Annotated in this window: 24 protein-coding genes; 20 read left to right on the top strand and 4 right to left on the bottom strand. The window is 73.9% G+C overall.

Going from position 1 to position 23,688, the window contains the following annotated elements:
* Positions 1-6 precede the first annotated feature (6 nt).
* Positions 7-1,407, top strand: a complete 1,401-nt coding sequence (locus H596_RS0103310) for an NAD(P)(+) transhydrogenase (Re/Si-specific) subunit beta (RefSeq protein ID WP_027283692.1) — start codon at positions 7-9, stop codon at positions 1,405-1,407.
* A gap of 76 nt (positions 1,408-1,483) precedes the next feature.
* On the opposite strand, the gene shc is transcribed toward H596_RS0103310, so the two are convergent.
* From shc to hpnA, 3 genes are all read right to left on the bottom strand, one after another.
* The gene (gene shc / locus H596_RS0103305) at positions 1,484-3,490 is read right to left on the bottom strand and encodes a squalene--hopene cyclase (protein ID WP_456307583.1); all 2,007 of its coding nucleotides are present in this window, start codon (positions 3,488-3,490) and stop codon (positions 1,484-1,486) included.
* A gap of 115 nt (positions 3,491-3,605) precedes the next feature.
* Positions 3,606-4,733 (bottom strand): glycosyltransferase, encoded by a 1,128-nt coding sequence (locus tag H596_RS0103300; protein ID WP_027283690.1) that lies wholly within the window; start codon positions 4,731-4,733, stop codon positions 3,606-3,608.
* Positions 4,730-5,734, bottom strand: coding sequence for a hopanoid-associated sugar epimerase (gene hpnA, locus H596_RS0103295; RefSeq protein WP_027283689.1), 1,005 nt, complete (start codon positions 5,732-5,734; stop codon positions 4,730-4,732). The genes H596_RS0103300 and hpnA overlap by 4 nt, the downstream gene beginning before the upstream one ends.
* Before the next feature lie 66 nt (positions 5,735-5,800).
* Here hpnA and H596_RS19845 point away from each other — a divergent pair, with 66 nt between their 5' ends.
* Positions 5,801-6,412, top strand: coding sequence for an ABC transporter substrate-binding protein (locus tag H596_RS19845; RefSeq protein WP_037299823.1), 612 nt, complete (start codon positions 5,801-5,803; stop codon positions 6,410-6,412).
* A gap of 27 nt (positions 6,413-6,439) precedes the next feature.
* On the opposite strand, the gene H596_RS19840 is transcribed toward H596_RS19845, so the two are convergent.
* The gene (locus tag H596_RS19840) at positions 6,440-7,429 is read right to left on the bottom strand and encodes an MlaA family lipoprotein (RefSeq protein ID WP_051212293.1); all 990 of its coding nucleotides are present in this window, start codon (positions 7,427-7,429) and stop codon (positions 6,440-6,442) included.
* Between H596_RS19840 and hpnI the strand changes: the two genes are divergently transcribed.
* The 18 genes from hpnI to H596_RS0103195 all read left to right on the top strand — a co-directional run bounded on the left by hpnI (position 7,401) and on the right by H596_RS0103195 (position 23,670).
* Complete coding sequence (gene hpnI, locus H596_RS0103280) at positions 7,401-8,570, top strand: bacteriohopanetetrol glucosamine biosynthesis glycosyltransferase HpnI (RefSeq protein WP_156910018.1); 1,170 nt, start codon at positions 7,401-7,403, stop codon at positions 8,568-8,570. The two genes, H596_RS19840 and hpnI, sit on opposite strands and share 29 nt — an antisense overlap.
* Positions 8,567-10,000, top strand: coding sequence for a hopanoid biosynthesis associated radical SAM protein HpnJ (gene hpnJ, locus H596_RS0103275; protein WP_211225239.1), 1,434 nt, complete (start codon positions 8,567-8,569; stop codon positions 9,998-10,000). Before hpnI ends, hpnJ begins: the two co-directional genes overlap by 4 nt.
* Before the next feature lie 17 nt (positions 10,001-10,017).
* Complete coding sequence (locus H596_RS0103270; RefSeq protein ID WP_027283686.1) at positions 10,018-10,350, top strand: YdhR family protein; 333 nt, start codon at positions 10,018-10,020, stop codon at positions 10,348-10,350.
* A 16-nt stretch (positions 10,351-10,366) separates the two neighbouring features.
* On the top strand, positions 10,367-11,206 hold the full coding sequence (hpnK, locus tag H596_RS0103265; protein ID WP_027283685.1) for a hopanoid biosynthesis-associated protein HpnK: 840 nt from the start codon (positions 10,367-10,369) through the stop codon (positions 11,204-11,206).
* Positions 11,203-12,162 carry a lysylphosphatidylglycerol synthase domain-containing protein gene (locus tag H596_RS0103260; RefSeq protein ID WP_027283684.1) on the top strand — a complete coding sequence of 320 codons (960 nt, stop codon included), beginning with the start codon at positions 11,203-11,205 and terminating at the stop codon, positions 12,160-12,162. The genes hpnK and H596_RS0103260 overlap by 4 nt, the downstream gene beginning before the upstream one ends.
* Before the next feature lie 60 nt (positions 12,163-12,222).
* Complete coding sequence (locus H596_RS0103255) at positions 12,223-13,005, top strand: SDR family oxidoreductase (RefSeq protein WP_037299821.1); 783 nt, start codon at positions 12,223-12,225, stop codon at positions 13,003-13,005.
* A gap of 54 nt (positions 13,006-13,059) precedes the next feature.
* A complete protein-coding gene (gene folB, locus H596_RS0103250) occupies positions 13,060-13,434 on the top strand; it encodes a dihydroneopterin aldolase (protein WP_245583945.1) in 375 nt (124 codons plus the stop codon).
* Positions 13,435-13,800: 366 nt separating this feature from the next.
* A complete protein-coding gene (uvrC, locus tag H596_RS0103245; RefSeq protein ID WP_027283681.1) occupies positions 13,801-15,690 on the top strand; it encodes an excinuclease ABC subunit UvrC in 1,890 nt (629 codons plus the stop codon).
* A 4-nt stretch (positions 15,691-15,694) separates the two neighbouring features.
* Positions 15,695-16,303: a CDP-diacylglycerol--glycerol-3-phosphate 3-phosphatidyltransferase gene (gene pgsA / locus H596_RS0103240; RefSeq protein WP_027283680.1), complete on the top strand. Its 609-nt coding sequence runs from the start codon at positions 15,695-15,697 to the stop codon at positions 16,301-16,303.
* 53 nt (positions 16,304-16,356) lie between these two features.
* Positions 16,357-16,977 carry a hypothetical protein gene (locus H596_RS0103235; protein ID WP_027283679.1) on the top strand — a complete coding sequence of 207 codons (621 nt, stop codon included), beginning with the start codon at positions 16,357-16,359 and terminating at the stop codon, positions 16,975-16,977.
* Positions 16,978-16,981: 4 nt separating this feature from the next.
* Entirely contained in the window at positions 16,982-17,233 is a 252-nt protein-coding gene (gene moaD / locus H596_RS0103230) for a molybdopterin converting factor subunit 1 (RefSeq protein ID WP_027283678.1), read from the top strand.
* Positions 17,234-17,235: 2 nt separating this feature from the next.
* Entirely contained in the window at positions 17,236-17,694 is a 459-nt protein-coding gene (locus H596_RS0103225) for a molybdenum cofactor biosynthesis protein MoaE (RefSeq protein ID WP_027283677.1), read from the top strand.
* Between the two features lie 122 nt (positions 17,695-17,816).
* Positions 17,817-19,178 (top strand): hypothetical protein, encoded by a 1,362-nt coding sequence (locus tag H596_RS0103220; protein WP_156910017.1) that lies wholly within the window; start codon positions 17,817-17,819, stop codon positions 19,176-19,178.
* Positions 19,179-19,316: 138 nt separating this feature from the next.
* Complete coding sequence (locus H596_RS0103215) at positions 19,317-20,279, top strand: metal ABC transporter solute-binding protein, Zn/Mn family (protein ID WP_027283675.1); 963 nt, start codon at positions 19,317-19,319, stop codon at positions 20,277-20,279.
* Positions 20,279-21,451, top strand: a complete 1,173-nt coding sequence (locus H596_RS0103210; protein WP_027283674.1) for a hypothetical protein — start codon at positions 20,279-20,281, stop codon at positions 21,449-21,451. The genes H596_RS0103215 and H596_RS0103210 overlap by 1 nt, the downstream gene beginning before the upstream one ends.
* Positions 21,452-21,582: 131 nt before the next feature.
* The gene (locus tag H596_RS23725; protein WP_156910016.1) at positions 21,583-21,720 is read left to right on the top strand and encodes a hypothetical protein; all 138 of its coding nucleotides are present in this window, start codon (positions 21,583-21,585) and stop codon (positions 21,718-21,720) included.
* Positions 21,720-22,565, top strand: a complete 846-nt coding sequence (locus H596_RS0103200) for a hypothetical protein (protein WP_027283673.1) — start codon at positions 21,720-21,722, stop codon at positions 22,563-22,565. Before H596_RS23725 ends, H596_RS0103200 begins: the two co-directional genes overlap by 1 nt.
* A 43-nt stretch (positions 22,566-22,608) precedes the next feature.
* The gene (locus H596_RS0103195) at positions 22,609-23,670 is read left to right on the top strand and encodes a toxic anion resistance protein (protein WP_051212291.1); all 1,062 of its coding nucleotides are present in this window, start codon (positions 22,609-22,611) and stop codon (positions 23,668-23,670) included.
* The last annotated feature ends 18 nt before the right edge of the window (positions 23,671-23,688 follow it).

Below are 23,688 nucleotides of genomic sequence, written 5' to 3'. Positions count from 1 at the left end.
CGCGCCATGACGACCATCGCGACGCTCGCGTATCTCGCGGCCTCCGTCCTGTTCATCCTGGCGCTGCGCGGCCTCTCGCATCCCGAGACCTCGCGCCAGGGCAACCTCTACGGCATGATCGGGATGGGGGTGGCGGTCGTCGCCACCATCCTGAACTCGGGCATGGATTTCGGCGGCTTCGTGCTGATCGTCGCGGGGCTCGCGCTCGGCGGCGGCATCGGCGCGGTGGTGGCCAGCCGCATCCAGATGACGGCGCTGCCGCAGCTCGTCGCGGCCTTCCACTCGCTGGTGGGCATGGCGGCGGTGTTCGTGGCCGCGGCCGCGCTCTACAGCCCGCAGAGCTTCGGCATCGGCGAGCCGGGGAACATCAAGACGGCCTCGCTGCTCGAGATGTCGCTCGGCCTCGCCATCGGCGCCATCACCTTCTCGGGCTCGGTCATCGCCTTCCTCAAGCTCGACGGCCGGATGTCGGGCGCGCCCATCACCTTCGCCAACCAGCACAAGCTGAACGCGGTGCTGGGCGGGGTGCTGCTGCTGCTCGTCTTCCTCTTCGTGCTCACCGGCTCGCCCTTCCTGTTCTGGGTGATCGCCATCCTGGCCTTCGCGCTGGGCTTCCTGCTGATCATCCCGATCGGGGGCGCGGACATGCCGGTGGTGGTGTCCATGCTGAACAGCTATTCGGGCTGGGCGGCGGCGGGCATCGGCTTCACCATCGGCAACCTGCTGCTGATCATCACCGGCGCGCTGGTGGGCGCCTCGGGCGCCATCCTCTCCTACATCATGTGCAAGGGGATGAACCGCTCGATCATCAACGTGCTGCTGGGCGGCTTCGGCAGCGAGGGCGGCGCGGCGGCGGCCGGCGGCGGGGGCGAGCGCGCGCCCGTGAAGGCCGGCAGCCCCGAGGACGCCGCCTTCATCATGAAGAACGCCTCCAAGATCATCGTGGTGCCCGGCTATGGCATGGCGGTGGCCCAGGCCCAGCAGGTGCTGCGCGAGATGGCGGATCTGCTGAAGAAGGAGGGGGCGGAGATCAAATACGCCATCCACCCCGTCGCCGGCCGCATGCCCGGCCACATGAACGTGCTGCTGGCCGAGGCGAACGTGCCCTATGACGAGGTGTTCGAGCTCGAGGAGATCAACCCCGAATTCGCCGAGGCCGATGTGGCCTATGTCATCGGCGCGAACGACGTGACCAACCCCGCCGCCAAGACGGACAAGTCGAGCCCGATCTACGGCATGCCCATCCTGGACGTGGAGAAGGCCAAGACGGTGTTCTTCGTGAAGCGCGGCATGGCCAGCGGCTATGCCGGCGTGGAGAACGAGCTGTTCTACCGCCCGAACACCATGATGCTGTTCGGCGACGCGAAGAAGGTGACGCAGGAGATCGTGCAGGCGCTGCAGCGCTGAGCGGCCGCACCCTCACGGCGCATCGGAGCGGCGGCGCGGGCATCCCCCGCCCCGCCGCTTCCTTTTCTGCCGGTGCCTACAGCCCGTGCTCGACCCTGCGGCTGTTGCCGCGGCGCAGGTTGCGCAGCCGCGCGAGCGCCCAGAGCGGGAAGATGCGCCGGTAGCCGTGGTAGCGGAGGTAGAACACGCGCGGGAAGCCCGTGCCCGTGTAGTCCTCCTCCGGCCAGTCGCCATCCGCGCCCTGGCGGGCCATCAGCCACTCGGCGCCGCGCTGCACGGCCGGATGATCGGCCTCGCCCGCGGCCATGAGGGCGAGCAGGGCCCAGGCCGTCTGGCTCGCCGTGGAGGGGGCGGGCCGGGGCGCATCGGGCCGCGTGCCGCCGCGGGCGGGGTAGCTCATGCCGTCCTCGCCCCAGCCGCCATCCTCGTTCTGCCGCGAGAGCAGCCAGGCGACGGCGCGGCGCATGGCCGGGTGCTGGTGCGGCAGCCCCGCGGCGTTGAGCGCCGTCAGCGCCGACCAGGTGCCATAGACGTAGTTCACGCCCCAGCGCCCGTACCAGGAGCCGTCGGCCTCCTGCTCGCGCAGCAGATACTCGATGGCGGCCTTGGAGGCGGCCTCCTCGCCGCGGCCGAGCTGCGCCAGCATCGCAAGGCAGCGGCCCGAGACATCCGCCGTGGGCGGGTCGAGCAGCGCCCCATGGTCGGCGAAGGGGATGTGGTTGAGGTAGTGGAAGGTGTTGTCCGCGTCGAAGGCGCCCCAGCCGCCGCCGCGCGACTGCATTCCCACGGTCCATTCCGTGGCGCGCCGGATCGCCCCCTCCATGGCCGGATCGGCCACGCCCTGGGCGCGGCGCCAGCGGTCCATCGCCAGCACCACCACCGCCGTGTCGTCCACATCGGGGTAATGGGCGTTGTTGTACTGGAAGGCCCAGCCGCCCGGCTTGAGATGCGGGCGCTGCCAGGCCCAGTCGCCGCGCACCTCCGTGATCTCGCGCCCCAGAAGCCAGCGCAGCCCGCGCCCGGCGGCGGCGTGGTTCTCCTCGCCGCCCGCCTCCATCAGCGCGTGCGAGACGAGCGCCGTGTCCCACACCGGCGAGAGGCAGGGCTGGACGTAGGTTTCCTCGCCCCGGTCCTCCACCAGCTTCTCCACCGCCGCCCAGGCGGTGACGAGGCGCGGATCCTCCTTCGGCACCCCCAGCACGTGGTACATCATGATGGCGTTGGCCATGGCCGGGTAGATGGCGCCCAGCCCGTCCTCGCCGTTCAGGCGCTCGGTGACGAAGCGCTCGCAGGCGGCCTCGGCGCGGGCGCGGTGGGTGCGCGGGAAGATCAGCCGCGCGCGGTGCAGCGCCGCGTCCAGCGCCTTGAACAGCGAGGCCCAGGGCTCCTGCTGGTGCGGGCCGCCGGGCCATTCCTTCACCTGCTCGGGCGGCGTGCGGAAGAGCTCGGGGATGGAGACGCCGCGCGGATTGGCCGCGCGCGGCCGGCGCTCCATCACCACCGTCAGCGGCACGAGAACGGTGCGCGCCCAGTAGCTGATCTTCGAGATGTGGAAGGGGAACCAGCGCGGCAGCAGCATGATCTCGGGCGGCATCACCGGCACCGCCCGCCAGGGGACGATGCCGTAGAGCGCCAGCGCCGCGCGGGTGAAGACGTTGCTGCGCTCGGCCCCGCCGGCGGCGAGGATGGCCTCGCGCGCGCGGAGCATGTGCGGCGCATCCGCGCTGTCGCCGATCAGCCGCAGCGCGAGATAGGCCTTGACCGAGCAGGAGATGTCGAGCGGCCCGCCGTGGAAGAGCGGCCAGCCCCCGCCGGCGCTGGCCTGCTGCTCTTCCTGCACGCGGCGCAGGTAGCGGCCGATGCGCGCCTCGCGCTCGGGCTGGATGTTGCCGAAGAAGTGATGGAGCATCAGGTATTCGGCGGGGATGGTGGCGTCCGCCTCCAGCTCGAACACCCAATGCCCGTCGCCGCGCTGGCGGGCGCGCAGGTGGCGCGCGGCCGCCTCCACCGCGGCGTCCAGCTCCGCGACCGAGCGCGTGGCGGCCAGGGCCGCGGCTTCCGCTTCCTGACGCAGCAGATTCACTGGATGCGCCCCCCCGGCGCGCGCGACAACCCGACCATCACCGGACGGATACGCCCGAAGCCCCGGAGTCCGGAAGGGCCGCGGGCGCAACCCTTCCTCCATGTCATGTGCCGCGTCATGTGCGGGTCAGCCCTTCGCCCTTCCACATGCCGCCGCGCCCGGCCCATTCGGCCCGCGCGGAGTCCAGCGTGAAGGCCATGTAGGCCAGCGCGACCAGCGGCAGCGCGAGGCCCCGCCAGGCGCCGAGCCCGTAGCGCCGCAGCATGGGCGCATAGGCCAGCACCATCGCCCCCCAGGCCAGCGCGCCGAGCCAGGCCGCGAGCCCCTGCGCCGTCAGCGCCAGCAGCGGCGGGGCGAGGAAGACGAGGCCGAGGGCGAGCAGCATGCCCGCCAGCAGCAGCGGGTTGTAGAGAAGCTGCGCATAGGCCGTGCGCGCCACCATGGCGCGGATCGTGCCCACCGTCTCATAGGCGCGCAGCGAGACGACGCGCTCCGTCAGGCCGAGCCAGATGCGCGGGTGCCGCGCCTTGACGAGTGCGGCCAGCGCGCAGTCGTCGATGATGCGCCCGCGGATGGGCGCGAGCCCGCCCGCCGCATCGAACACGTCGCGGCGCAGCAGCACGCAGCCGCCCGCGGCCGCGGCGGTGCGCGCGCGCGGGTTCCGCACCCAGGCGAAGGGGTAGAGCATCATGAAGAAGAACACGAAGGCCGGGATCAGCCAGCGCTCGGCCGGGCTTTCGCAGCGCAGCTTCGCCATCAGCGAGACCAGCGCATGGTCCCCCGCCAGGGCGCGCTGCACCAGGCGGCGCAGGCTGTCGGGCGCGTGGCGGATGTCGGCGTCGGTCAGCAGCAGGAAGGCGTGCTCCTCGCCGGCGATGGCTTCGAGCCCCTGGCGCAGCGCGTTCAGCTTGCCGCTCCAGCCCGGCGGGCGCGGGCCGCCCGTCACCACCCGCGCGCCGGCCGCGGCGGCGAGCGCGCCCGTGCCGTCGCTGCTGCGGTCGTCCACCACGGTCACGGTGAAGGGGCCCGGATAGTCCTGCGCGCGCAGCGCGGCGACCACCTCGGCGATGGTCTCCGCCTCGTCGCGCGCGGGGATCAGCACGGCCACGCGCGGCCAGCGGGCGGGCTCGGGCAGCGCCGCGGCGTCCGCATCATCCTCGCGCGCGCGCCAGAAACCGCCGCGCCCGAAGAGCAGCACCCCCCAGGCGAGCAGCGCCGCGAGGCCGATCAGCGTGGCGCTCACGCCCCCAGCATCCCCTGGGCGCGGAACCAGGCGATGGCGTCGCGCACCCCCTCCTGCCAGGGGCGGGCGCGGTGGCCCAGCACCCGCGCCGCCTTCTCCGAGGAGAAGAACATGCGCTGCGCCGACATGGCGAGGCCGTCGCGCGTCAGCATCGGCTCGCCGCGGACGAGGCCGAGCCGCGCCGCCGTCTCGGCCAGGAAGGCGAGCGGGTAGAGCGGCGCGCGCGGCAGGCGGAAGGGGCGGCGGTGGCCGGTCTCGGCGGCGATGAACTCCAGCATCTCGCGCAGCGTCACGTCCTGGCCGCCCAGGATGTGGCGCTCGCCCACCGCGCCGTGATCCAGCGCGGCCACCACGCCCACCGCGCAATCCTCGACATGGACGAGGTTGAGCCCCGTCTCGACATAGGCGGGCATCTTCCCCTTCGCCGCCTCCAGGATGACGCGGCCGGTGGGCGTGGGGCGGCGGTCATAGGGGCCGATGGGGGTGGAGGGGTTCACGATCACCGCGGGCAGCCCGTTGCGCTGCACCAGCGCCTCCACCAGCCGCTCGGCCGCCGCCTTGCTCTGCTTGTAGGGGCCGATGGCCTCCTCGGGCTCCACCGCATCGGCCTCGGTGGCGGGGCTGCCGTCGGCGCGCGGGTGCAGCGTGGCGACGGAGGAGACATGCACGATGCGCGGCACCCCCGCCTCCAGCGCGGCGCCCATCACATGCCCGGTGCCGCCGACATTCACCTCCCACATGCGCTTCGGGTCGGGCACGAAGATGCGGTAATCGGCCGCGGCGTGGATCACGGCGCCCACCCCGGCCATGGCGTAGCGCAGGCTGGCGGGGTCGGTCAGTTCGCCCAGCGCCGTCTCGATGGGCAGCCCGGCCAGGGTGGCGCGCGGCGAGCCGGGGCGGAGGAAGGCGCGCACCCGATGCCCGCGCGCGAGCAGCACGCGGGCGAGCGAGGCGCCGAGGAAACCCGTGGCGCCGGTGAGCAGGACGGTGGTGGGCGGCATGGCCCGCCCTTCTGGCCTGTCCGCCCGCCATGGTCCAGCCATCCCGGCTGGCCTATATGGCCGCGCATGATCGCACGCCGCCCCGCCATCCGCCTCGGCCTGCTCGCCCTCCCCGCCCTGCTGCCCGCGCGCCGCGCGGCGGCGCAGGAGGGGCCGCAGCAGGTGATCGAGGGCTTCCACGCCCAGCTTCTGGCCGTGATGCGCGAGGCGCAGCGCCTCGGCGTGCGCGGGCGCTTCGAGCGGCTCGCGCCCGTCATGGCCCGGGTGTTCGACCTGCCGGCGATGACGCGCATCGCCGTCGGCCCGCCCTGGACCGGCTTCTCCCCGGCCGAGCAGCAGGCGCTGATCGAGGCCTTCTCCCGCTGGTCCATCGCCACCTACGCCAACCGCTTCGACGGCTTCTCGGGCGAGAGCTTCCAGACGATCGGCGTGCAGGCCATGCCCAATGGCGATGCGCTGGTGCGCACCCGGCTGAACCGCACCGGCGGGCAGGAGCCGGTGCAGCTCTCCTACCTGCTGCGCGGCAACCCGCCGCGGGTGGTGGACATCTACCTCACCGGCACGATCAGCGAGCTGGCCTCGCGCCGCGCCGAGTTCACCACGCTGATCCGCGAGGGCGGGGCGGGGCGCGTGATCGCGGAGCTGCAGGCGCGCACCCAGAGGCTGATGGGGGCGTGAGACGGAGGGCGGCCCGCCCCGCCCCTGTCAGCGCGGGGCGGCGGGGTCCGCGCGGCGCAGCACCTCCTGCGCCCAGCCGCGGGTGATCTCCACCACGCCGGGGCCCGGGCCCTGGCCGGTGAGGGCGCGCTCGGCCGGGCCGGGGGCGATGGCGGCCGCCGCCCCGCCGGGCGCATCGCCGCCGGGCCCCGCGCCCGGATCGTCGAGCGTCACCAGCCCCTCGCCCCGGTCGGAGCTGCGGCCGAGCTGCGCGTCGCGCCGCTGCTGCACCACGCTGCGCAGCCGGGCATAGAAGTCGAGGCTTTCGGCGCGCAGCGCATCCAGCGTCTCGAGATTGTCGGTGCGCAGAGTGAGCCCGCCCAGCGCCCCGCGCCCGGCGCCGAAGAGCTGCCCCGCCACGGGGCGCAGCACATGGCCCGAGAGCAAGCCCACCGGGTTCGCCGCCGAGTCCACCCCGTCGCCGATCGCGTCGCGCAGGTTGGTGGGGCCGAAGAGCGGCAGCATCAGGAAGGGCCCGTCCGGCACGCCATAGGCCGCGAGAGTCTGCCCGAAATCCCCGGTGCGGCGCTCGATGCCGGCGGGGGTCGCGATGTCCAGCACGCCGAGCAGCCCCACGGTGCTGTTGAGGTAGAAGCGCATCAGCGTGTGCCCCGCGTCGAGGAAGCGGAGCTGGAGCAGGTTGTTCGCCAGGATCACCGGCTCGTTCAGGTTGTTCACCGCATTGCGGATGCCGGTGCGCACCGGGGCGGGCACCGCGTCGCGATAGGCCTCCGCCAGCGGGCGGATCACGGCGCGGTCCACGCTCTCGTTGAACTCGAGCACCTGGCGGTTGGTCGCCTCGAAGGGGTCGCTCGGGTCGGTCGCGGCGGGGCCCGCGCAGGCCGCGAGCGCGGCGAGCAGGAGCAGGGAGGGCGGGCGGAGGGGGAGTTTCACACGGCTGAAAATACCGTATTCGGGCAGCAGGTGCGAAGGGTGCGAGGCGAAGGTGGTGCTGTTCCTGGCCGTGGCGGCGGGCATGCTGGCGGTGGCGGGCGCGGCCCAGGCCCTCTATGCGCGCGCCGCGTTCCGCAAGTTCCTATCCCGCCCCTGGCCCTCGGGCCCCGCCCTGCCGGCGAGCGTGCTCAAGCCGCTGCACGGGGCGGAGCCGCGGCTGGCGCATTGCCTCGCCACCAGCCTCGCGCAGCGCCATGACGCGGAGTGGGAGCTGCTCTGCGCCGTCGCCCGCGCCGATGACCCCGCCCGCCCGGTGGCCGAGGCCGCCTTCGCCGGGGCGCCGCAGGCGCGGGTGCTGGTGCGCCCCGCCATCCTGGGCGAGAACCGCAAGGTCAGCCAGCTCGTGCATCTCGCGGCCGAGGCGCGGCATCCGGTGCTGGTGGCGGTGGATTCCGACATGGACTGCCCGCCGCAATGGCTCACCGCCGTCACCGCCCCGCTGGCCGATCCGCGGGTGGGACTCGTCACCTGCCTCTACCTCGGCGTGCCGGCGGATGGCTCGCCCTGGTCGCGCCTCGCCGCGGCCGGGGTGAACTGGCATTTCCTGCCCAGCGCGGCGCTGGGCGAGACGATCGGCCAGGCGGATGGCTGCTATGGCGCCACCATGGCGCTGCGGGCGGAGACGCTGGCGCGCATCGGCGGCTTCGAGCGGCTGCTCGACGTGCTGGCCGATGACCATGCGCTGGGCGAGGCGGTGCGCGAGGCGGGGCTGCAGGTGGTGGTGCCGCCCCTGCTGCCCGGCCATGTGATGGGCGAGGAGAGCTTCGCCGCCCTCTGGGCGCATGAGCTGCGCTGGGCGCGCACCACGCGCATCCTGCGGCCCTGGAGCCATGTGGGGCTCGCCCTCACCAACCCGATTCCCTGGGCGCTGCTGGCCCTGGCCCTGGCCCCGGGCCTTGCGGCGCTCGGCGTGCTGGGGGCGGCCTTCGCGGCGCGGGCGGCGCTGGCGCGGCGGGTGAACCTGGCGGGCGGGGAGCGCGGCTGGGGCTTTCTCGCCTGGCTGCCCATCCGCGACTTGCTTTCCTTCGCGGTCTGGGCCACGGCTCTTTATCCGGGGGGCGTGGTCTGGCAGGGCCGGCGCCTCCTCCTGCGGGCGGGCGGGCGGATCGTGGCCGCCCCCGCCCCCACCGGTTCCTCCACGGCGAAGGAAGCCGCTTCGCGATGATGCGCACCCTGTTCCTCCAGGCCCCCTCCTTCGACGGCTTCGACGGCGGCGCGGGCGCGCGCTACCAGGCGCGGCGCGAGATCAAGAGCTTCTGGTTCCCCACCTGGCTCGCCCAGCCCGCGGCGCTGGTGCCCGGCTCCAAGCTGGTGGACGCGCCGCCCCACAACCAGACGCTGGCCGACGTCACCGCCATGGCGCGGGACTACGACCTGTGCGTGCTGCACACCTCCACCCCCTCCTTCGCCTCGGACGTGAACGTGGCCGAGGCGCTGAAGGCCGCGAACCCGGCCATGAAGATCGGCATGATCGGCGCCAAGGTCGCGGTGCAGGCGCATGAGAGCCTGCGCGACGCGCCGGTGGTGGACTGGGTGGCGCGCAACGAGTTCGACTTCACGGTGAAGGAGGCCGCCGAGGGGCGCGACCTCGCCTCCATCAAGGGCCTCAGCTACCGCAACGCCGAGGGCGCGATCGTCCACAACGAGGACCGCCCCATCCTCGAGGACATGGACGCGCTGCCCTTCGTCTCCGAGGTGTACAAGCGCGACCTCGACCACCGGAAATACTTCATCGGCTACCTGAAGCACCCCTACATCAGCTTCTACACGGGCCGCGGCTGCAAGAGCCGCTGCACCTTCTGCCTCTGGCCGCAGACGGTGGGCGGGCACCGCTACCGCACGCGCAGCGTCGCGCATGTGCTGGAGGAGATCCGCTACATCCGCCACGCCTTCCCGGACGTGAAGGAGATCTTCTTCGACGACGACACCTTCACCGACAACCTTCCCCGCGCGGAGGAGATCGCCCGCGGCCTCGGGAAGATGGGCGTCACCTGGTCCTGCAACGCCAAGGCCAATGTGCCGCGCGAGTCGCTGAAGGTGATGCGCGACAACGGGCTGCGCCTGCTGCTGGTGGGCTACGAGAGCGGCAACCAGCAGATCCTGCACAACATCAAGAAGGGCATGCGCGTCGAGGTGGCGCGGCGCTTCACCAAGGACTGCCACGAGCTCGGCATCGCCATCCACGGCACCTTCATCCTCGGCCTGCCCGGCGAGACGAAGGAGACGATCGAGGAGACGATCCGCTTCGCCATCGAGACCAACCCGCACACCATCCAGGTGAGCCTCGCCGCGCCCTATCCCGGCACCTTCCTCTACGAGCAGGCGGCGCGGGAGGGCTGGCTCGACACCGCGAACACCGACTATGTGGACGCGCATGGCGTGCAGATCGCCCCGCTCGCCTACCAGCACCTGACGCACCAGGAAATCTTCGACAGCGTCGAGACCTTCTACCGGCGCTTCTACTTCCGCGCGCCCAAGATCGCGGCGATCTGCGGCGAGATGATCCGCGACCGGCAGATGCTGGTGCGGCGCCTGCGCGAGGGGGTGGAGTTCTTCGGCTTCCTGCGCGAGCGCGCGAAGGCGCGCGCCGCCTGAGGCGAAGGGGCGCGCCCGTGATCCTCGCCCTCGTCACCTTCCGCATGCCGGCCACGCTGACGCGCGAAGAGGCCGCGGCGATGTTCCGCGACACGGCGCCGAAATACGTCGCGCTGCCCGGCCTCATCCGCAAGCACTACGTCTTCCGCGCCCTGCCCGGCCATGCCGAGGCCGGTGGCTGCTATCTCTGGGAAAGCCGCGCCGCCGCCGAGGCGGGGCACGGGGCCGAGTGGCGCGCGCGCGTCACCGCCAAATACGGCAGCGAGCCGGATGTGCGCTTCTTCGAGGTGCCGGTGAGCGTGGACAACAGCGGCGCCGCGCCGCCGATTGCGGAACACCCCGCTGCCTGACACAACCCGGCGCGCCATGCGCCGCCTGATCTTCACCGCCGATGATTTCGGCCTGCACAGCGCCGTCAACGAGGGCGTCGAGCGCGCCCATCGCGAGGGGCTGCTCACCGCCGCCTCGCTGATGATGGGCGAGGCGGGGGTGGAGGAGGCGGTGCGCATCGCCCGCGCCAACCCCGGCCTCGCCGTCGGCCTGCATCTGACGCTGACCGACGGCCACCCGGTGCTGCCGCCGGCGCAGATCCCCTCGCTCGTGCAGAAGAACGGCCGCTTCCGCGACGACATGCACGCGCTGGGCGTGCTGCTGGCCCTCTCGCCCGCCGCCCAGGCGGAGCTGCACGCCGAGGTCGCGGCGCAGATGGCGCGTTTCGCGGCCACCGGCCTCGTCTGCGACCATGTGAACGCGCACAAGCACTACCACCTGCACCCGCAGATCGCCGCGGCGCTGATGCAGGCGGCGGCCGGGGCGGGGGTGCGCTGCATCCGCCTGCCGCATGAGCCGCAGGCGATCCGCCGCGCCGCCGACCCCGCGGGCGATCCGGTCGCCGAATGGGCGCTCGGCCCCTGGTGCCGGGTGCTGCGCCGGCGCGCCGCCAACTGGGGGCTGCGCGCGCCGGATCGGGTCTTCGGCTATTCCTGGTCAGGCCATTTCACCGCCGCGCGGCTGAACGCGCTGATCCCGCTGCTGCCGGAGGGGGTGACGGAGCTCTACTTCCACCCCGCCGCGCGCGACGGTTTCGGCGGCGGCGGGGCGGGCTACGCGCATGTCGCGGAACTCGCCGCGCTGACCGATCCCGCCGCGCGCGAGGCCCTGGTCGGGACGCCGCGCGGCGGCTACCGCGCCATGCTCTGGCCGTGAACCGGCTCGGATGGCTGCTGGCGCTCGCGGGGCTCGCCCTCGCCCTCTGGCTGGTGGCGCAGCAGGATCTGGCCGAGATCGCGGCGCTTCTCGCCTCGGCCGGGGCGGGGCTGCTGCTGGTGGTGGCGGCGCATGGGCTGTTCATGGCGGCCAATGGCTGGGCCTGGGCGCTGGCCATGCCCGGCGCGCAGCGCCCGCACATGGGCGCGATCCTGGAACTCACCCTGATCCGGGAGAGCGTGAACACGCTGCTGCCGGTGGGGCGGGTGGGCGGCGAGCTGGCCTGCTACCGGCTGCTGCGGGCGCGCGGCATGGGGCCGGGCCCGGCGGCGGGCTCGCTGCTGATCGACATGGGGCTCTCGGTGCTGGCGCAGCTCGGCTTCGCGCTGCTCGGCCTCGCCCTGCTGATGGCGACGGGGCGCACCCTGGGCTGGATGGCGACGCTGGGCGTCGTGCTGGGCGGGGCGCTGCTGGCCGCACCCTTCATCGCGGTGCAGAACGCGCGCGCCTTCGGCCGGCTCTCCTCCTGGCTCGCGCGGGTGAGCCAGGGGCGGATCGCGGGCTTCGCCGAGGGCTCGCGCCGCATCGACGGCTATCTGCGCCGGGCCTGGCGCAACCCGCGCCTGCTGGCCTGCAGCTTCGCCTGGCAGATGGCGGCCAACATCCTGGGCGCGCTGCAGATCTGGATCGCGCTGTGGCTGCTGGGCCAGCCCGTCTCCTTCCTGGAGGCGCTGGCGATCGAGGCGCTGGTGCAGGCGGTGGCCGCCTTCGCCTTCGCCGTGCCGGGGGGGCTTGGCGTCATCGAGGCGGGCTACCTCGGCGTGGGCGCGCTGATGGGGCTGGGGGCGGAGGTGAGCCTCGCCCTCGCCCTGGTGCGGCGCCTGCGCGAGCTCGCGCTCTACCTGCCCGGCCTCGCCCTCTGGGCCTGGGCGGAGCGGCGGCTCGGCCGGGGATGAGGCGCTCGCGGCCATGATGCGGTTGCGCGCGGCCGCTTCGCCCCCATCTGGCGGCGGGCCATGAGCTTCCCGATCCCCAAGACCATTCCCCGCCACGCCCTCGTCACCGGGGGCGCCAGGCGCCTCGGCGCGGCGATGGCCCGCGCCCTCGCCCAGGCGGGCTTCGACGTGACGCTGCACGTGCATGCCTCGCGCGCCGAGGGCGAGGCGCTGGCCGCGGAGCTGCGCGCCATGGGCCGCCGCGCCCAGGTGCTCGCGGCCGATCTCGCGCGCGAGGAGGAGGTGCAGCCGCTGCTCGGTCAGGCGGAGGCGGGGCTCGGCCCGCTCGGCGTGCTGGTGAACAACGCCAGCACCTTCACGCGCGACGAATGGCACGACGCGACCCGCGCGAGCTGGGACCACCACCTGGAGCCCAACCTGCGCGCCCCCTTCGTGCTGACGCAGCATTTCGCCGCGCGGCTTCCCGCCGGGGCGGAGGGGGTGGTGGCCAATCTGCTCGACCAGCGCGTGCTCTCCCTCACGCCGCATTTCGTCACCTACACCGTCTCCAAGGCCGCGCTCTGGGCGCTGACGCAGCAGTTGGCGCTGGCGCTCGCGCCGCGCATCCGGGTCTTCGGCATCGGGCCCGGCCCCGCCCTGCCCTCGTCGCGGCAGAGCCAGGAGCAGTTCGACCGCCAATGCCGCTCGGTGCCGCTGCAGCGCGGCACGAGCCCGGAGGAGGTGGCGCGCGCGCTGCTCGCCCTGCTCGCCCTGCCCAGCGTCACGGGGCAGATTCTCTGCCTCGATGGCGGGCAGCACCTGCAATGGGCGCCGGCCGGGGCGGCATCCGCGCCGGAGGAATGACAGCCCGGCCGCAGGGGGAGTGAAGCCGCGCCCGGCCGCATGCTATCGGGCGGCATGACCACGCCGCCCCGCCTGCGCCATGTCTTCGTCCGCGGGCTCGAGCTCCAGGCGAGGCTCGGCGTCCACGCGCACGAGAAGATCGCGCCCCAGCGCGTGGTGATCCACATGGACCTCGCGGCCGAGGATTCGGGCCCCGACATCGGCGAGGACGATCTCGCCCGCGTGGTGGACTACGAGCGCCTCGTGCACGCCGCCCGGGCCGCGGTGGCCCAGGGCCATGTGCTGCTGGTGGAGACGCTGGCGGAACGGTTGGCCATGGAGGCGCTGGAGGATTCCCGCGTGGTCAGCGCCCGTGTCACGATCGAGAAGCCGGACGCCTTCCATGACGCCGCGTCCGTGGGCGTGACGGTCGAGCGCCGGCGCGGCTGAGCGGGCGAGTCAATCCCTATCCGGCGCGCGGCGGCGAAAATCATCCACCGGCCCTGTTCGGCGCGGCGAACGTCCTGCGATGTCAACACTTTCTTCATGATGATGCCGCAATTGGACAGTTGCCCGGATGGCGAATCTCGCAAAATCAACGACTTGGCTCGTTGCGCAATCCGTGGGCAGAACGAGCGAAGCCGTGGTGAAACGCCGCGTCCCTGGCGAAGCCCATCGCCTCGCCCACAGGGTTATCCACAGATTCCGTGGACAGTTCGCAGGTGCAGCAGCGCCGGGCTCTTCATGCCATGCGCTGGCATGGTGAGCGGCCCGAAGCCGTTCCCGCCACCGCCCCTGATGCTCTAACCACACGCCATGGAGGAACAGGAATCCCCCGCGCCCGAGGAGGCCCCCGCCTCCGGCCTTGCGGTGTTCGAGGCCGCGCTGCCCGGCCTGCCGCTCTCGCCCGGCGTCTATCGCATGCTCGATGGCAAGGGCGATGTGCTCTATGTCGGCAAGGCGCGCGCCATCCGCCGGCGCGTGGCGCAGTACACGCAGCTCTCCCGCCTGCCCGAGCGGCTGCGGCGCATGGTGTTCGAGACGCGCCGCATCGAGGTGATCACCACCGCCTCCGAGGCCGAGGCGCTGCTGCTCGAAGCGAACCTCATCAAGCGCCTCAGGCCGCGCTTCAACATCGTCCTGCGCGACGACAAATCCTACCCCTGGCTGATGGTCAGCGACGACCACCCCTTCCCGCAGATCGCCAAGCACCGCGGCGAGCGGCGCAAGGGCGCCAGCTACTACGGCCCCTTCGCCAGCGTCTGGGCGGTGAACCAGACCATCACGGCGCTGCAGCGCGTCTTCCTGCTGCGCACCTGCCGCGACACGGTGTTCGACAGCCGCGACCGGCCCTGCCTGCTGCACCAGATCAAGCGCTGCTCCGCCCCCTGCGTCGGGCGCATCGGGCGCGAGGAGTATGCCGCGCTGGTGGCCGAGGCGAAGCAGTTCCTGGCGGGCGAGACGCCCTCCATCCAGAAGCGCCTGGCCGCCGAGATGGAACAGGCCGCCGCCGCGCTGGAGTTCGAGCGCGCGGCCGCGCTGCGCGACCGCATCCGCGGCCTGACCCATGTGCAGGGCAGTTCGCGCGTGAACCTCGAAGGCGTGGGCGACGCCGATGTGGTGGCCCTGCACATGGCGGCGGGGCAGTCCTGCGTGCAGGTGTTCTTCTTCCGCGGCGGGCGCAACAACGGCAACCGGCCCTATTTCCTCACCCACTCGAGGACCGACATCGCGCCCGAGGAGGTGATGGCGAGCTTCCTCGCACAGCTCTACGACGAGCTGCCGCCCCCGCCCCTGGTGCTGACCAGCCATGAGCCGCCCGAGGCCGCGCTGATCGCCGAGGCGCTCTCGCTCAAGGCCGGCCGCCGCGTGGAGCTGCACCGCCCGCAGCGCGGCGAGAAGCGCGCCGTGGTGGAGCATGCCGAGACCAATGCGCGCGAGGCGCTGGAGCGCCGCCTCGCCGAATCCACCGCCCAGGCAGCGCTGCTGGAGGGCGTGGCGCGCGTCTTCGACCTTCCCGAGGCGCCGAGCCGCGTCGAGGTCTACGACAACAGCCACATCATGGGGACGAGCGCCTATGGCGCGATGATCGTGGCCGGCCCGCAGGGCTTCGTGAAATCCGCCTACCGCAAATTCGCGATCCGCGAGGCCAAGCCCGGGGACGATTTCGCCATGCTGCGCGAGGTGCTGACCCGCCGCTTCGAGCGCGCCTTGAAGGAGGACCCCGCGCGGCAGGGCGAGAACTGGCCGGACCTGGTGCTGATCGACGGCGGCGCCGGCCAGCTCTCGGCCGCGCGCGCCGTGCTGGAGGAGATGGGCCTCGAGGACATCCCGCTGGTCGCCATCGCCAAGGGGCCGGACCGGGATGCGGGGCGCGAGTGGTTCCACATGGCCGGCCGCGCGCCCTTCCAGCTTCCGCCGCGCGATCCGGTGCTCTACCACCTGCAGCGGCTGCGCGACGAGGCGCACCGCTTCGTCATCGGCGCGCACCGCGCGGGCCGGGCCAGGCGGCTCACCACCTCCGAGCTGGACGACATCCCGGGCGTGGGGCCGGCGGTGAAGCGGCGGCTGCTGAACCATTTCGGCTCCGCGCGCGGGGTGCGCCAGGCGGGCGAGAGCGATCTGGCCAACTGCCCGGGCATCGGCCCCGCCCTGGCGCGGCGGATTCACCAGCATTTTCATCCCGGGGCGGGGCAAGCTACATAGGCGCGTGCCCCTCGACCTCCCCAACCTGCTCACGGTCTCGCGGATTCTCGCCATTCCGCTGCTCGTGCTGCTCGTGGCGCTGCAGACGCCCTGGGGCGACATGGCGGCCTGCGTGGTGTTCTCGGCCGCCGCCATCACCGATTATTTCGACGGCAAGATCGCGCGCGAGCGGCAGATCACCAGCGATTTCGGCCGCATGCTGGACCCGATCGCCGACAAGCTCCTGGTCGGCGCGGCGCTGATGCTGCTCGCCGGCTTCGACCGGCTGAACGACCTCGCCCTGCTGCCCGCCATCGTCATCATGCTGCGCGAGATCCTCGTCTCCGGCCTGCGCGAATATCTCGCGGGGCTGCGCGTCGGGCTGCCGGTCACGCGGCTCGCCAAGTGGAAGACGGGGTTCCAGATGGGCGCGCTCGGCACGCTGCTGGCGGGGGATAGCGGGGCGGCGGCGCTCGGCCTCGGCGTGCTGCCCGTGGGGCTGATCGGCGAGATCATGCTCTGGACGGCGGCGGGGCTGACGCTCGTCACGGGCTGGGACTACTGGGTGGCCGGGCTGCGCCACGCCGGCGGCAAGGAGGGCGCCGCCGAGCCGGGCCGCCTCTCGCCGCCTTGAGACGCGGACCGGGAGGGCGCATCTTGCGGCGCAACGGAAGAATGGTGCGGACGATGACGGCAGGGCTTCAGGGCGTGTGGCGGCGGCGGCGCGCGGCGGGGCGGGGGCTCGGGATCGGGCTGCTTCTGGCTCTCGGCGCCTGCGCCGATCTGCAGGGGCCGCGCCTGCCCGCGCCGGCCTTCGGGGCCTTCAGCTTCGGCCCGCAATGGGGCGGGAGCCGGGTGGACATCCCCTCCGAAAGCCTGACCGTGCAGCGCGTGCGCGGCCGCGTGGCCACCGCGCCCGAGACGCTGCAGCCCGAGCCCGGCTCGATCTGGCCCCCCCAGGAGGCCCCGCGCGCCACGCTGGCCGACCCGGAGGAGGTGCTGCGCGGCACCGCCCCGCGCCGCGCGCCCGGCGCCTCCACCGCGCCCGATTTGCTGGAGCCGCCGCGCGCCGGGATCGGGCGCATGCCGCGCTTCGAGGCGGCCCCGGCCGCCGCCCCCGCCGCGATGCCGCGCAGCGACGGCCAGGCGATCCCGACCCCCTCGGGCCCCGTGGTCACCACCGGCGGCGCGGGCCGGGTGCAGAGCACCCTCTCGCCCCAGGGCGCGGGCCTCGCGGTGCGTGAGGGCGGGACGACCACCCTGCTCACCCCGGGCGAACCGCCGCGCCAGGTGCCCAGCCCGCGCTGAGCCGATGAAGATCCTCTACTTCGCCTGGCTGCGCGAGCGCCTCGGCCGCGCCGAGGAGGAGGTGACGCTGCCCCCCGGCATCGCCACGGTGGGCGCGCTGATGGGGCATCTCGCCACGCTCAGCCCCGCCCATGCCGAGGCGCTGGCGCCCGGCAAGGGGGTGCGCTGCGCCGTGAACCTCGACTTCGCCGGGCCCGACCACCCCGTGGCGGAGGGCGACGAGGTGGCGTTCTTCCCTCCCGTCACCGGCGGCTGAGCATGCCCTCCATCCGCGTGCAGGAAGCCCCCTTCGACGTGGCGGCCGAGATGGCGGCGCTGACGGCGGGGCGGACGGACATCGGCGCGCTCGCCTCCTTCACCGGCATCTGCCGGGTGGATGACGGGCTGGCCGCCATGGTGCTGGAGCACTACCCGGCGATGACCGAGCGCGCGCTGGCGCGCATCGCCGAGCAGGCCATGGCGCGCTGGCCGCTCACCGGCTGCACGGTGATCCATCGCGTCGGCCGCCTCACGCCCGGCGAGCCCATCGTGCTCGTGCTCACAGCCAGCGCCCATCGCCAGGCGGCGCTGGAGGCCTGCGCCTTCCTGATGGACTGGCTCAAGACCAAGGCGCCCTTCTGGAAGCGCGAGGAGCCGCGCGAGGGGCCGCCGCGCTGGGTCGAGGCGCGCGAATCGGACGAGGACGCGGCGGCCCGGTGGACCAGGACGGCCGGCTGATACGGCCGGCCGGCTGGCCGGACGTATCGCGCACGCCGGGTTGGGGGGCGGCGGCGTGCCAAAACGGCGGCATGCCAGCGGCCGCGCCGCCTTTCCACGGATCGAGAACAGCGGCTGCTGGCATGACCGCCCTGGCCGCCATCGCGGGGGGCGCGCTGCTCCTCCTCTGGCCCGCGCTGGCGAACGGCTACCCCATCCTGTTCACCGACACGGGCGCCTTCCTGGCGCAGACCGTCGTGCCGCTGATGATCTGGGACAAGCCTTGGATCTACGGCCCCTTCGCCTTCCTGTTCCACCAGCACGTCACGCTCTGGGGCACGGCGGCGGCGCAGGCGCTCATCCTCTCGCACCTGGTCTGGCTGCTGGCGCGGGCGCTGGGGCGGGCGGGGCCGGGGCGGCATCTGCTGCTCTGCGCAGGGCTCGCGCTGTTCACCGCCCTGCCCTGGTCCGTCTCGCTCATCATGCCCGATGCGCTGACGCCGGCCGCCATCCTCGCCACCGCCCTGCTCGCCTGGGGCTGGGAGACGCTGAGCCGGGGCGAGCGCGCCTGGCTGCTGCTGCTCGCCCCGGTCGCGGCGGCCTCGCACCTGTCCAACCTGCCGGTGCTCTTCGCCCTGCTGGTGCTGGCCGGGCTGATGCGCGCGGGCTGGGGGGTGGCGGGGCGGGCGGCGCTGCCGCTGCTGGGGGCGGCGGGGCTGATCCTCGCGACCAATGCGGTGGGGCATGGGCGGCTCGCCCTCTCGCCGCATGGCAGCACCTTCCTGCTGGCCCGGCTGCTGGTGGACGGGCCGGCGGCGCGCACCCTCGCCGCGCGCTGCCCGGAGGCGGGCTGGCATCTCTGCGCCTTCCTCGACCGGCTGCCCACCCATTCGGACGCCTTCCTCTGGCACCCCGACAGCCCGGTGAACCGCGAGGCCGACGGCACGCCCATCTTCCTCGGCGGCGCCCGGCTCTCGCCCGAGGCGCGGGAGATCGTCGCCGAGACGCTGCGGCGCGAGCCGCTGACCGTGGCCCTGCAGGGGCTGCACAACTTCCTGCGCCAGCTCACCACCACGCGCATCGGCGACACGCTGGCGAATCCGGACACGACCAAGGTGGTGCGCCCGCGCATCGCCGAGGGCTTCCCGCCCGCCGAGCTGCGCCGGCACGATGCGGCGCTGCAGCAGCGGGGGCGGCTGGCGGCGCTGGGGGCCGCCGTGGCCTGGCTGCACCCGCTGGCGCTGCTCGCCGCCACCCCCTTCGCGCTGCTGGCCTGGGCGCGCTGGCATGCGGCGGCGCGGCCGCGCGCGCTGGGGCTGCTGCTCGCCATCCTGGTGGGCGTGGCGGGCAATGCGCTGGCCACGGGCGCGCTCTCGGGCGTGTTCCCGCGCTACCAGGCGCGGGTGGCCTGGATGATCCCGCTGGTGGCGGTGCTGTTCTGGCGCGGGCCGCGGCCGGGGCTGCCGGTGCCGGGCTATGCGCCGGCACGGCGGGCGGCGGGTTAGAGCGGATCGCGCCTGGCGGGAAGCAGCCATGGCGTGAATCCGACCGGAGTGACGCGGCGAGGGCGGGTGGCGTCATCCGGCCACCGCGCGCGCGGCGGCTTGCGGGGCGGAGGCGCTCCAGGTAAGTTATATCATAACATGACCCCGCGCCGCCCCCTCCTCGCCCTCCCGCTCCTCGCCCTCGCCCCCCGCCGCGCCGCGGCCCAGGCGGGGCCGCCGGTGGTGGTGGCCTCCTTCTCCATCCTCGGCGACCTCGTGCAGCAGGTCGGCGGCGCGCGGATCGCCCTGCGCGTCATCGCCGGGCCGGGGGTGGACTCCCACCATTTCCAGCCCCGCCCCACCGACGCCCAGGCGCTGCGCGAGGCGGCGCTGCTGGTGCGCAACGGGCTGGGCTTCGACGCCTGGTTCGACCGGCTGGCCCGCGCCGCCGCCGGGCAGCGCGCCGCGCCCATGCTCACCGTCACGGACGGGATCACGCCGCGCAGCATGGAGGCGCACCACCACCATCATCATCACCACCATGGCGGGGCCGAGCGCCGCACCCAGCACGCCGCCGGCCCGCGCCGCGTGGCGGACCCCCACGCCTGGCAGGATGTGCGCCTCGCCCAGCACTATGTCCGCGCCATCGCCGCCGGGCTCGCGCGCATGGACTCCGCCGGGGCCGAGGCGCACCAGGCCGCCGCCGAGGCCTTCCTGCGCCGGCTGGAGGCGCTGGACGCCTGGATCCGCGCCGAGATCGCCACAGTCCCGCCCGCCCGGCGCAAGGTGCTCACCACCCATGACGCCTTCGGCTATTTCGGCGACGCCTATGGCGTCACCTTCCTCGCCGCCCAGGGGGTGAGCGCGGAGGCCGAGCCCTCCGCCGCCGCGGTGGCGCGGCTGATCCGCCAGGTGCGGGCCGAGAACCTCACCGCCGTCTTCCTGGAGGGCCAGGGAAGCCAGGCGGTGCTGGAGCGCCTGGCGCGCGAGGCGGGGGTGCGGGTGCGCGGCCGCCTCTACGCCGACGCGCTCTCGGCCCCGGACGGGCCGGCCGCGAGCTACGAGGCGATGATGCGCCACAATGTCGCGCTCATGGTCGCCGCCATGAAGGAGGGGGCCTGATGCGCCGCGCGGCCCTGGCGCTGGCCGCGCTGCTCGCCGCCGCCCCGGCCGCCGCGCAATCGCCCCCGGCCGCGGGCCCCTTCCCGCAGCTCAGCGGCGAGCTCGATCTCGGCCTGCTCACCCTCGCCCAGCCCGGCGGGCGGGACCGCACCCAGCGCGGCAGCCGCAGCTTCCTCTTCGGCGAGTTGGCGGCGGGGCTGCACCTCTCGCCCGCCCTCTCGCTGCAGGCGCTGCTGCACATCGAGCCGGCGGGCGAGCCGCTCCCGAACGGCACGGACATCGGCTTCCGCCGCCAGGCGGCCTATCTGGAGAGCCTCTTCCTCGACTGGCGCGCCACGGAGCGGCTGCGCCTCTTCGCCGGCAAGTTCAGCGCGCCCTTCGGCTACGGGCACCACGCCTTCCCGGGCGCCTTCGCCCGCTACCGCGCGCATGAGGCCTATCTGATCCGCGAATCCCTCGGCCTGGGCGGGACGCTCACCTGGCTCTCCGACGCGCGCTTCGGCGAGCACGATGTCTCGGCGGCCCTCTTCACCCTCGACACCTCGCCCCTGTCGAACACCCTCCTCACCCGCCGCCGCTGCTGCGCCGAGGGCTTCGAGCGCTTCGACCGCAACCGGCTGGCGCAGGGGGGTGCCGGCAACACGGGGCGGCTGGACAATGCCGCCCTCGCGCTGGACGGGGACCGGATGCCGCTGCTGCCGGGCTTCACCTACCACGCGGCCATGGTCACGCGCGGGCCGGGGAGGGACGGCACGGCGCGCGAGTGGGGCTATGCGCTCGGCGCGCGCTGGAGCCTCGATTGGGCGCCGGGCTGGCGGAGCCTCGCCTTCGGCGAGTTCGTGGAGTTCCGCAACGCCGGCGGCCGCCCGCTGGAAAGCCTCGAGGAGACGGGCGAGACCCTGGCCGTGGGCGAGCGCCGGCGCTTCTCCACCCTGGGCGTGCAGACCCTCCATGGCCCCTGGCGCGCCACGCTGCTCTGGCAGGTGGATGAGCGGCGGCGCGAGGCGAACCCCGTGCCGACCCGCCGCTGGGTCGAGGCGACGGTCGGGCGGGAGATCGGCTGGGGCTTCGGGCTCGACCTCGGCTACCAGTACGCGGTCAACGCGGGCGAGCGGGCGACGGGCGGGGCGCATGGCTTCGTCAGCCGGCTCGGTTTCACGCAGAGGTTCTGAGACGGGCCGGCTTGACGCGGGGCGCGGGGCACGCCATCTTCAGGCCGATGTTGACGGCGTTCACATGCCCTGCCCCCACCCCTCCCCCCGCGGCGCTTGCGCCGGCATCCCGAAGCGCCCAGATCGCTCCCATGCGCCCGACACCCCCGCCCGCCGGCGGCCCTTCCTTCCCCCTCGCCTCGGCGCCGGTGGCGGTGCGGGTGGTGCTGGGGCTTGGCCTTTTGGCCCTCTGCGCCTGGCTTCCGGCCTTCGTGGCCCTGTTCCGCTGATGGCGGGCTGGGAGGAGGCGCGCCGCGCCTGGAAGGAGCAGAAGCGCGCCTGGAAGGACCAGCGCCGCGAGGAGCGCCGGGAGAACCGCCCCGAGGAGCGTGGCGAGGAGCGCCGCGGCCCCGTCTTCGGCTGGCGCGTCTGGCTGCTGCCGCTGTTCTTCTGGCCCCTGGCGCTGGACGTGGTGATCGAGCTGTTCCGCGGGAACCCGGCACGGCTCGCCGGCGGCGTGCTGGGCCTCGTTCTGGCCTGGATGGCCGCGGCGCGCATGGCCCGCGGCCAGCGGGGCGACCTCAAGGCCGGCGCGGTGCTGTTCGGGGTGGCGGCGGGGCTCGCCGCCGGGCTCGCCGCCAAGGTCTTCCCGCCCTTCGCGGTCGCGCTCGGCTTCGGGGCCTATTTCGGCGTCCGGCTGCTGACGGCCGATCTCGCCCGGCACGAGCCCCCGCCCGAGCCCGCCCCCTCCCCCGCCGCCCCGCCGGCCAATGACCCGCTGGCCGGGCCGCGCGCCCAGCTCTCGCGCGTGCTGGCCGCCGCGCCGCACCTGCCCCACGCCGCGCTGCTGATCGAGGCGGCGGGCGCGATGCAGGGCGTGATCGACGACCTCGCCCTGCGCCCCGCCCGGCTCTCCGAGGCGCGGCGCTTCCTCGCCGTGCAGGTGGACGGGCTCGCGCGCATCGTCGAGCGGCTGGAGGCCGGGGCCACCCCCCCCGAGACCCTGCCCCCGCTGCTGGCCGAGCTCGCCGCCGCCGCGCGCCGGCTGCGCGCCCAGCTCCGCGAGGCGGAAAGCGAGGCGCTCGACATCCAGGTGAAGGTGCTGTCCGATCGGCTGCGGCAGGAGGGGCTGTGACACGCGCCCGCGCCATCGCCCGCGGCGAGAGAAGGGATCGAGGATGAGCGAACAGGCCCTGGAAGGCGCGCGCGAGGAGGAGGTGCAGCGCCTCGCCGCCGCCATCGACCTCAAGGACCCCGGCACCATCCTGCGCTTCGGCGCCGCCGCGCAGTCCCGCGCCCAGGCGGCCGCCGACGCCATGCTGGAAGGCGCGCAGAACCGGGAGACGGGCGAGGCGGGCGCCACCCTCTCGGCCATGCTCGCGGCGCTGAAGGGCTTCGACGTCACCACCCTCGCCGAGAAGCCCGGCTTCTTCCAGCGCCTCTTCACCCGCGCCGGCGCCGAGGTCGCGGCCATCACCCAGCGCTACGAGGGGGTGCGCGCCCAGGTCGAGGAGATCGGCGACCGGCTGGACACCCACCGCACCAAGCTGCTCGAGGATGTGGAGCGGCTGGAGCGCCTCTACGCCGCCACGCTCGACTGGTTCCACGCGCTGGCGGACCACATCGAGGCCGGCCAGCGCGTGCTGGCCCGCACCGACGCCGAGCTGATCCCCGCGCTGGAGGCCGCCGCCGCGCGGGAGAGCGACCCCCTCGCCCCGCAGGCCCTGCGCGACGCCCGCGCCGCACGCGACGAGCTGGAGCGCCGCGTGCACGACCTGCGCCTCACCCGCCAGGTGGCGATGCAGGCGCTGCCCTCGATCCGGCTGATCCAGGAGAACGACAAGGCGCTGGCGGCCAAGATCCAGTCGGTGCTCGCCAACACCGTGCCGCTCTGGCGCCAGCAGCTCGCCCAGGCGCTCGCCATCCACCGCATGCGCGAGGCCGGCCAGGCCGTGAAGGCCGCGACCGACCTGACCAACACCCTGCTCACCGCCAATGCCGAGACGCTGCGCCGCGGCAACGCCGAGGCCCGGCGCGAGCTGGAGCGCGGCAGCTTCGACATCGAGGCGGTGAAGCAGGCCAACGCCGCGCTCGTGGGCACCATCGAGGATTCCCTGCGCATCGCCGACGAGGCCAAGGCCCAGCGCCGCGCCGCCGAAGCCGAGCTCGCGAAATGCGAGCAGGACATCCGCCGCGCGCTGAGCGCCGCCCGGGCGCGCGAGAACCCCGCGCCGCGCTGATACCCTGGCGCCCGGCGG

The organism is Rubritepida flocculans DSM 14296, from assembly GCF_000425365.1.
Taxonomy (GTDB): domain Bacteria; phylum Pseudomonadota; class Alphaproteobacteria; order Acetobacterales; family Acetobacteraceae; genus Roseococcus; species Roseococcus flocculans.
This window is presented reverse-complemented; position numbering and strand designations above follow the sequence as displayed.

Bases quoted from the DNA above. Each gene is read 5' to 3' on its own strand.
- H596_RS0103310 (WP_027283692.1), top strand. From the start codon at position 7: ATGACGACCATCGCGACGCTCGCGTATCTCGCGGCCTCCGTCCTGTTC.
- hpnA (WP_027283689.1), bottom strand. From the start codon at position 5,734: ATGCCGCCCACCACCGTCCTGCTCACCGGCGCCACGGGTTTCCTCGGC.
- H596_RS19845 (WP_037299823.1), top strand. From the start codon at position 5,801: ATGATCGCACGCCGCCCCGCCATCCGCCTCGGCCTGCTCGCCCTCCCC.
- H596_RS19840 (WP_051212293.1), bottom strand. From the start codon at position 7,429: ATGCCCGCCGCCACGGCCAGGAACAGCACCACCTTCGCCTCGCACCCT.
- hpnJ (WP_211225239.1), top strand. From the start codon at position 8,567: ATGATGCGCACCCTGTTCCTCCAGGCCCCCTCCTTCGACGGCTTCGAC.
- hpnK (WP_027283685.1), top strand. From the start codon at position 10,367: ATGCGCCGCCTGATCTTCACCGCCGATGATTTCGGCCTGCACAGCGCC.
- H596_RS0103255 (WP_037299821.1), top strand. From the start codon at position 12,223: ATGAGCTTCCCGATCCCCAAGACCATTCCCCGCCACGCCCTCGTCACC.
- folB (WP_245583945.1), top strand. From the start codon at position 13,060: ATGACCACGCCGCCCCGCCTGCGCCATGTCTTCGTCCGCGGGCTCGAG.
- uvrC (WP_027283681.1), top strand. From the start codon at position 13,801: ATGGAGGAACAGGAATCCCCCGCGCCCGAGGAGGCCCCCGCCTCCGGC.
- H596_RS0103235 (WP_027283679.1), top strand. From the start codon at position 16,357: ATGACGGCAGGGCTTCAGGGCGTGTGGCGGCGGCGGCGCGCGGCGGGG.
- moaD (WP_027283678.1), top strand. From the start codon at position 16,982: ATGAAGATCCTCTACTTCGCCTGGCTGCGCGAGCGCCTCGGCCGCGCC.
- H596_RS0103225 (WP_027283677.1), top strand. From the start codon at position 17,236: ATGCCCTCCATCCGCGTGCAGGAAGCCCCCTTCGACGTGGCGGCCGAG.
- H596_RS0103220 (WP_156910017.1), top strand. From the start codon at position 17,817: ATGACCGCCCTGGCCGCCATCGCGGGGGGCGCGCTGCTCCTCCTCTGG.
- H596_RS0103215 (WP_027283675.1), top strand. From the start codon at position 19,317: ATGACCCCGCGCCGCCCCCTCCTCGCCCTCCCGCTCCTCGCCCTCGCC.
- H596_RS0103210 (WP_027283674.1), top strand. From the start codon at position 20,279: ATGCGCCGCGCGGCCCTGGCGCTGGCCGCGCTGCTCGCCGCCGCCCCG.
- H596_RS23725 (WP_156910016.1), top strand. From the start codon at position 21,583: ATGCGCCCGACACCCCCGCCCGCCGGCGGCCCTTCCTTCCCCCTCGCC.
- H596_RS0103200 (WP_027283673.1), top strand. From the start codon at position 21,720: ATGGCGGGCTGGGAGGAGGCGCGCCGCGCCTGGAAGGAGCAGAAGCGC.
- H596_RS0103195 (WP_051212291.1), top strand. From the start codon at position 22,609: ATGAGCGAACAGGCCCTGGAAGGCGCGCGCGAGGAGGAGGTGCAGCGC.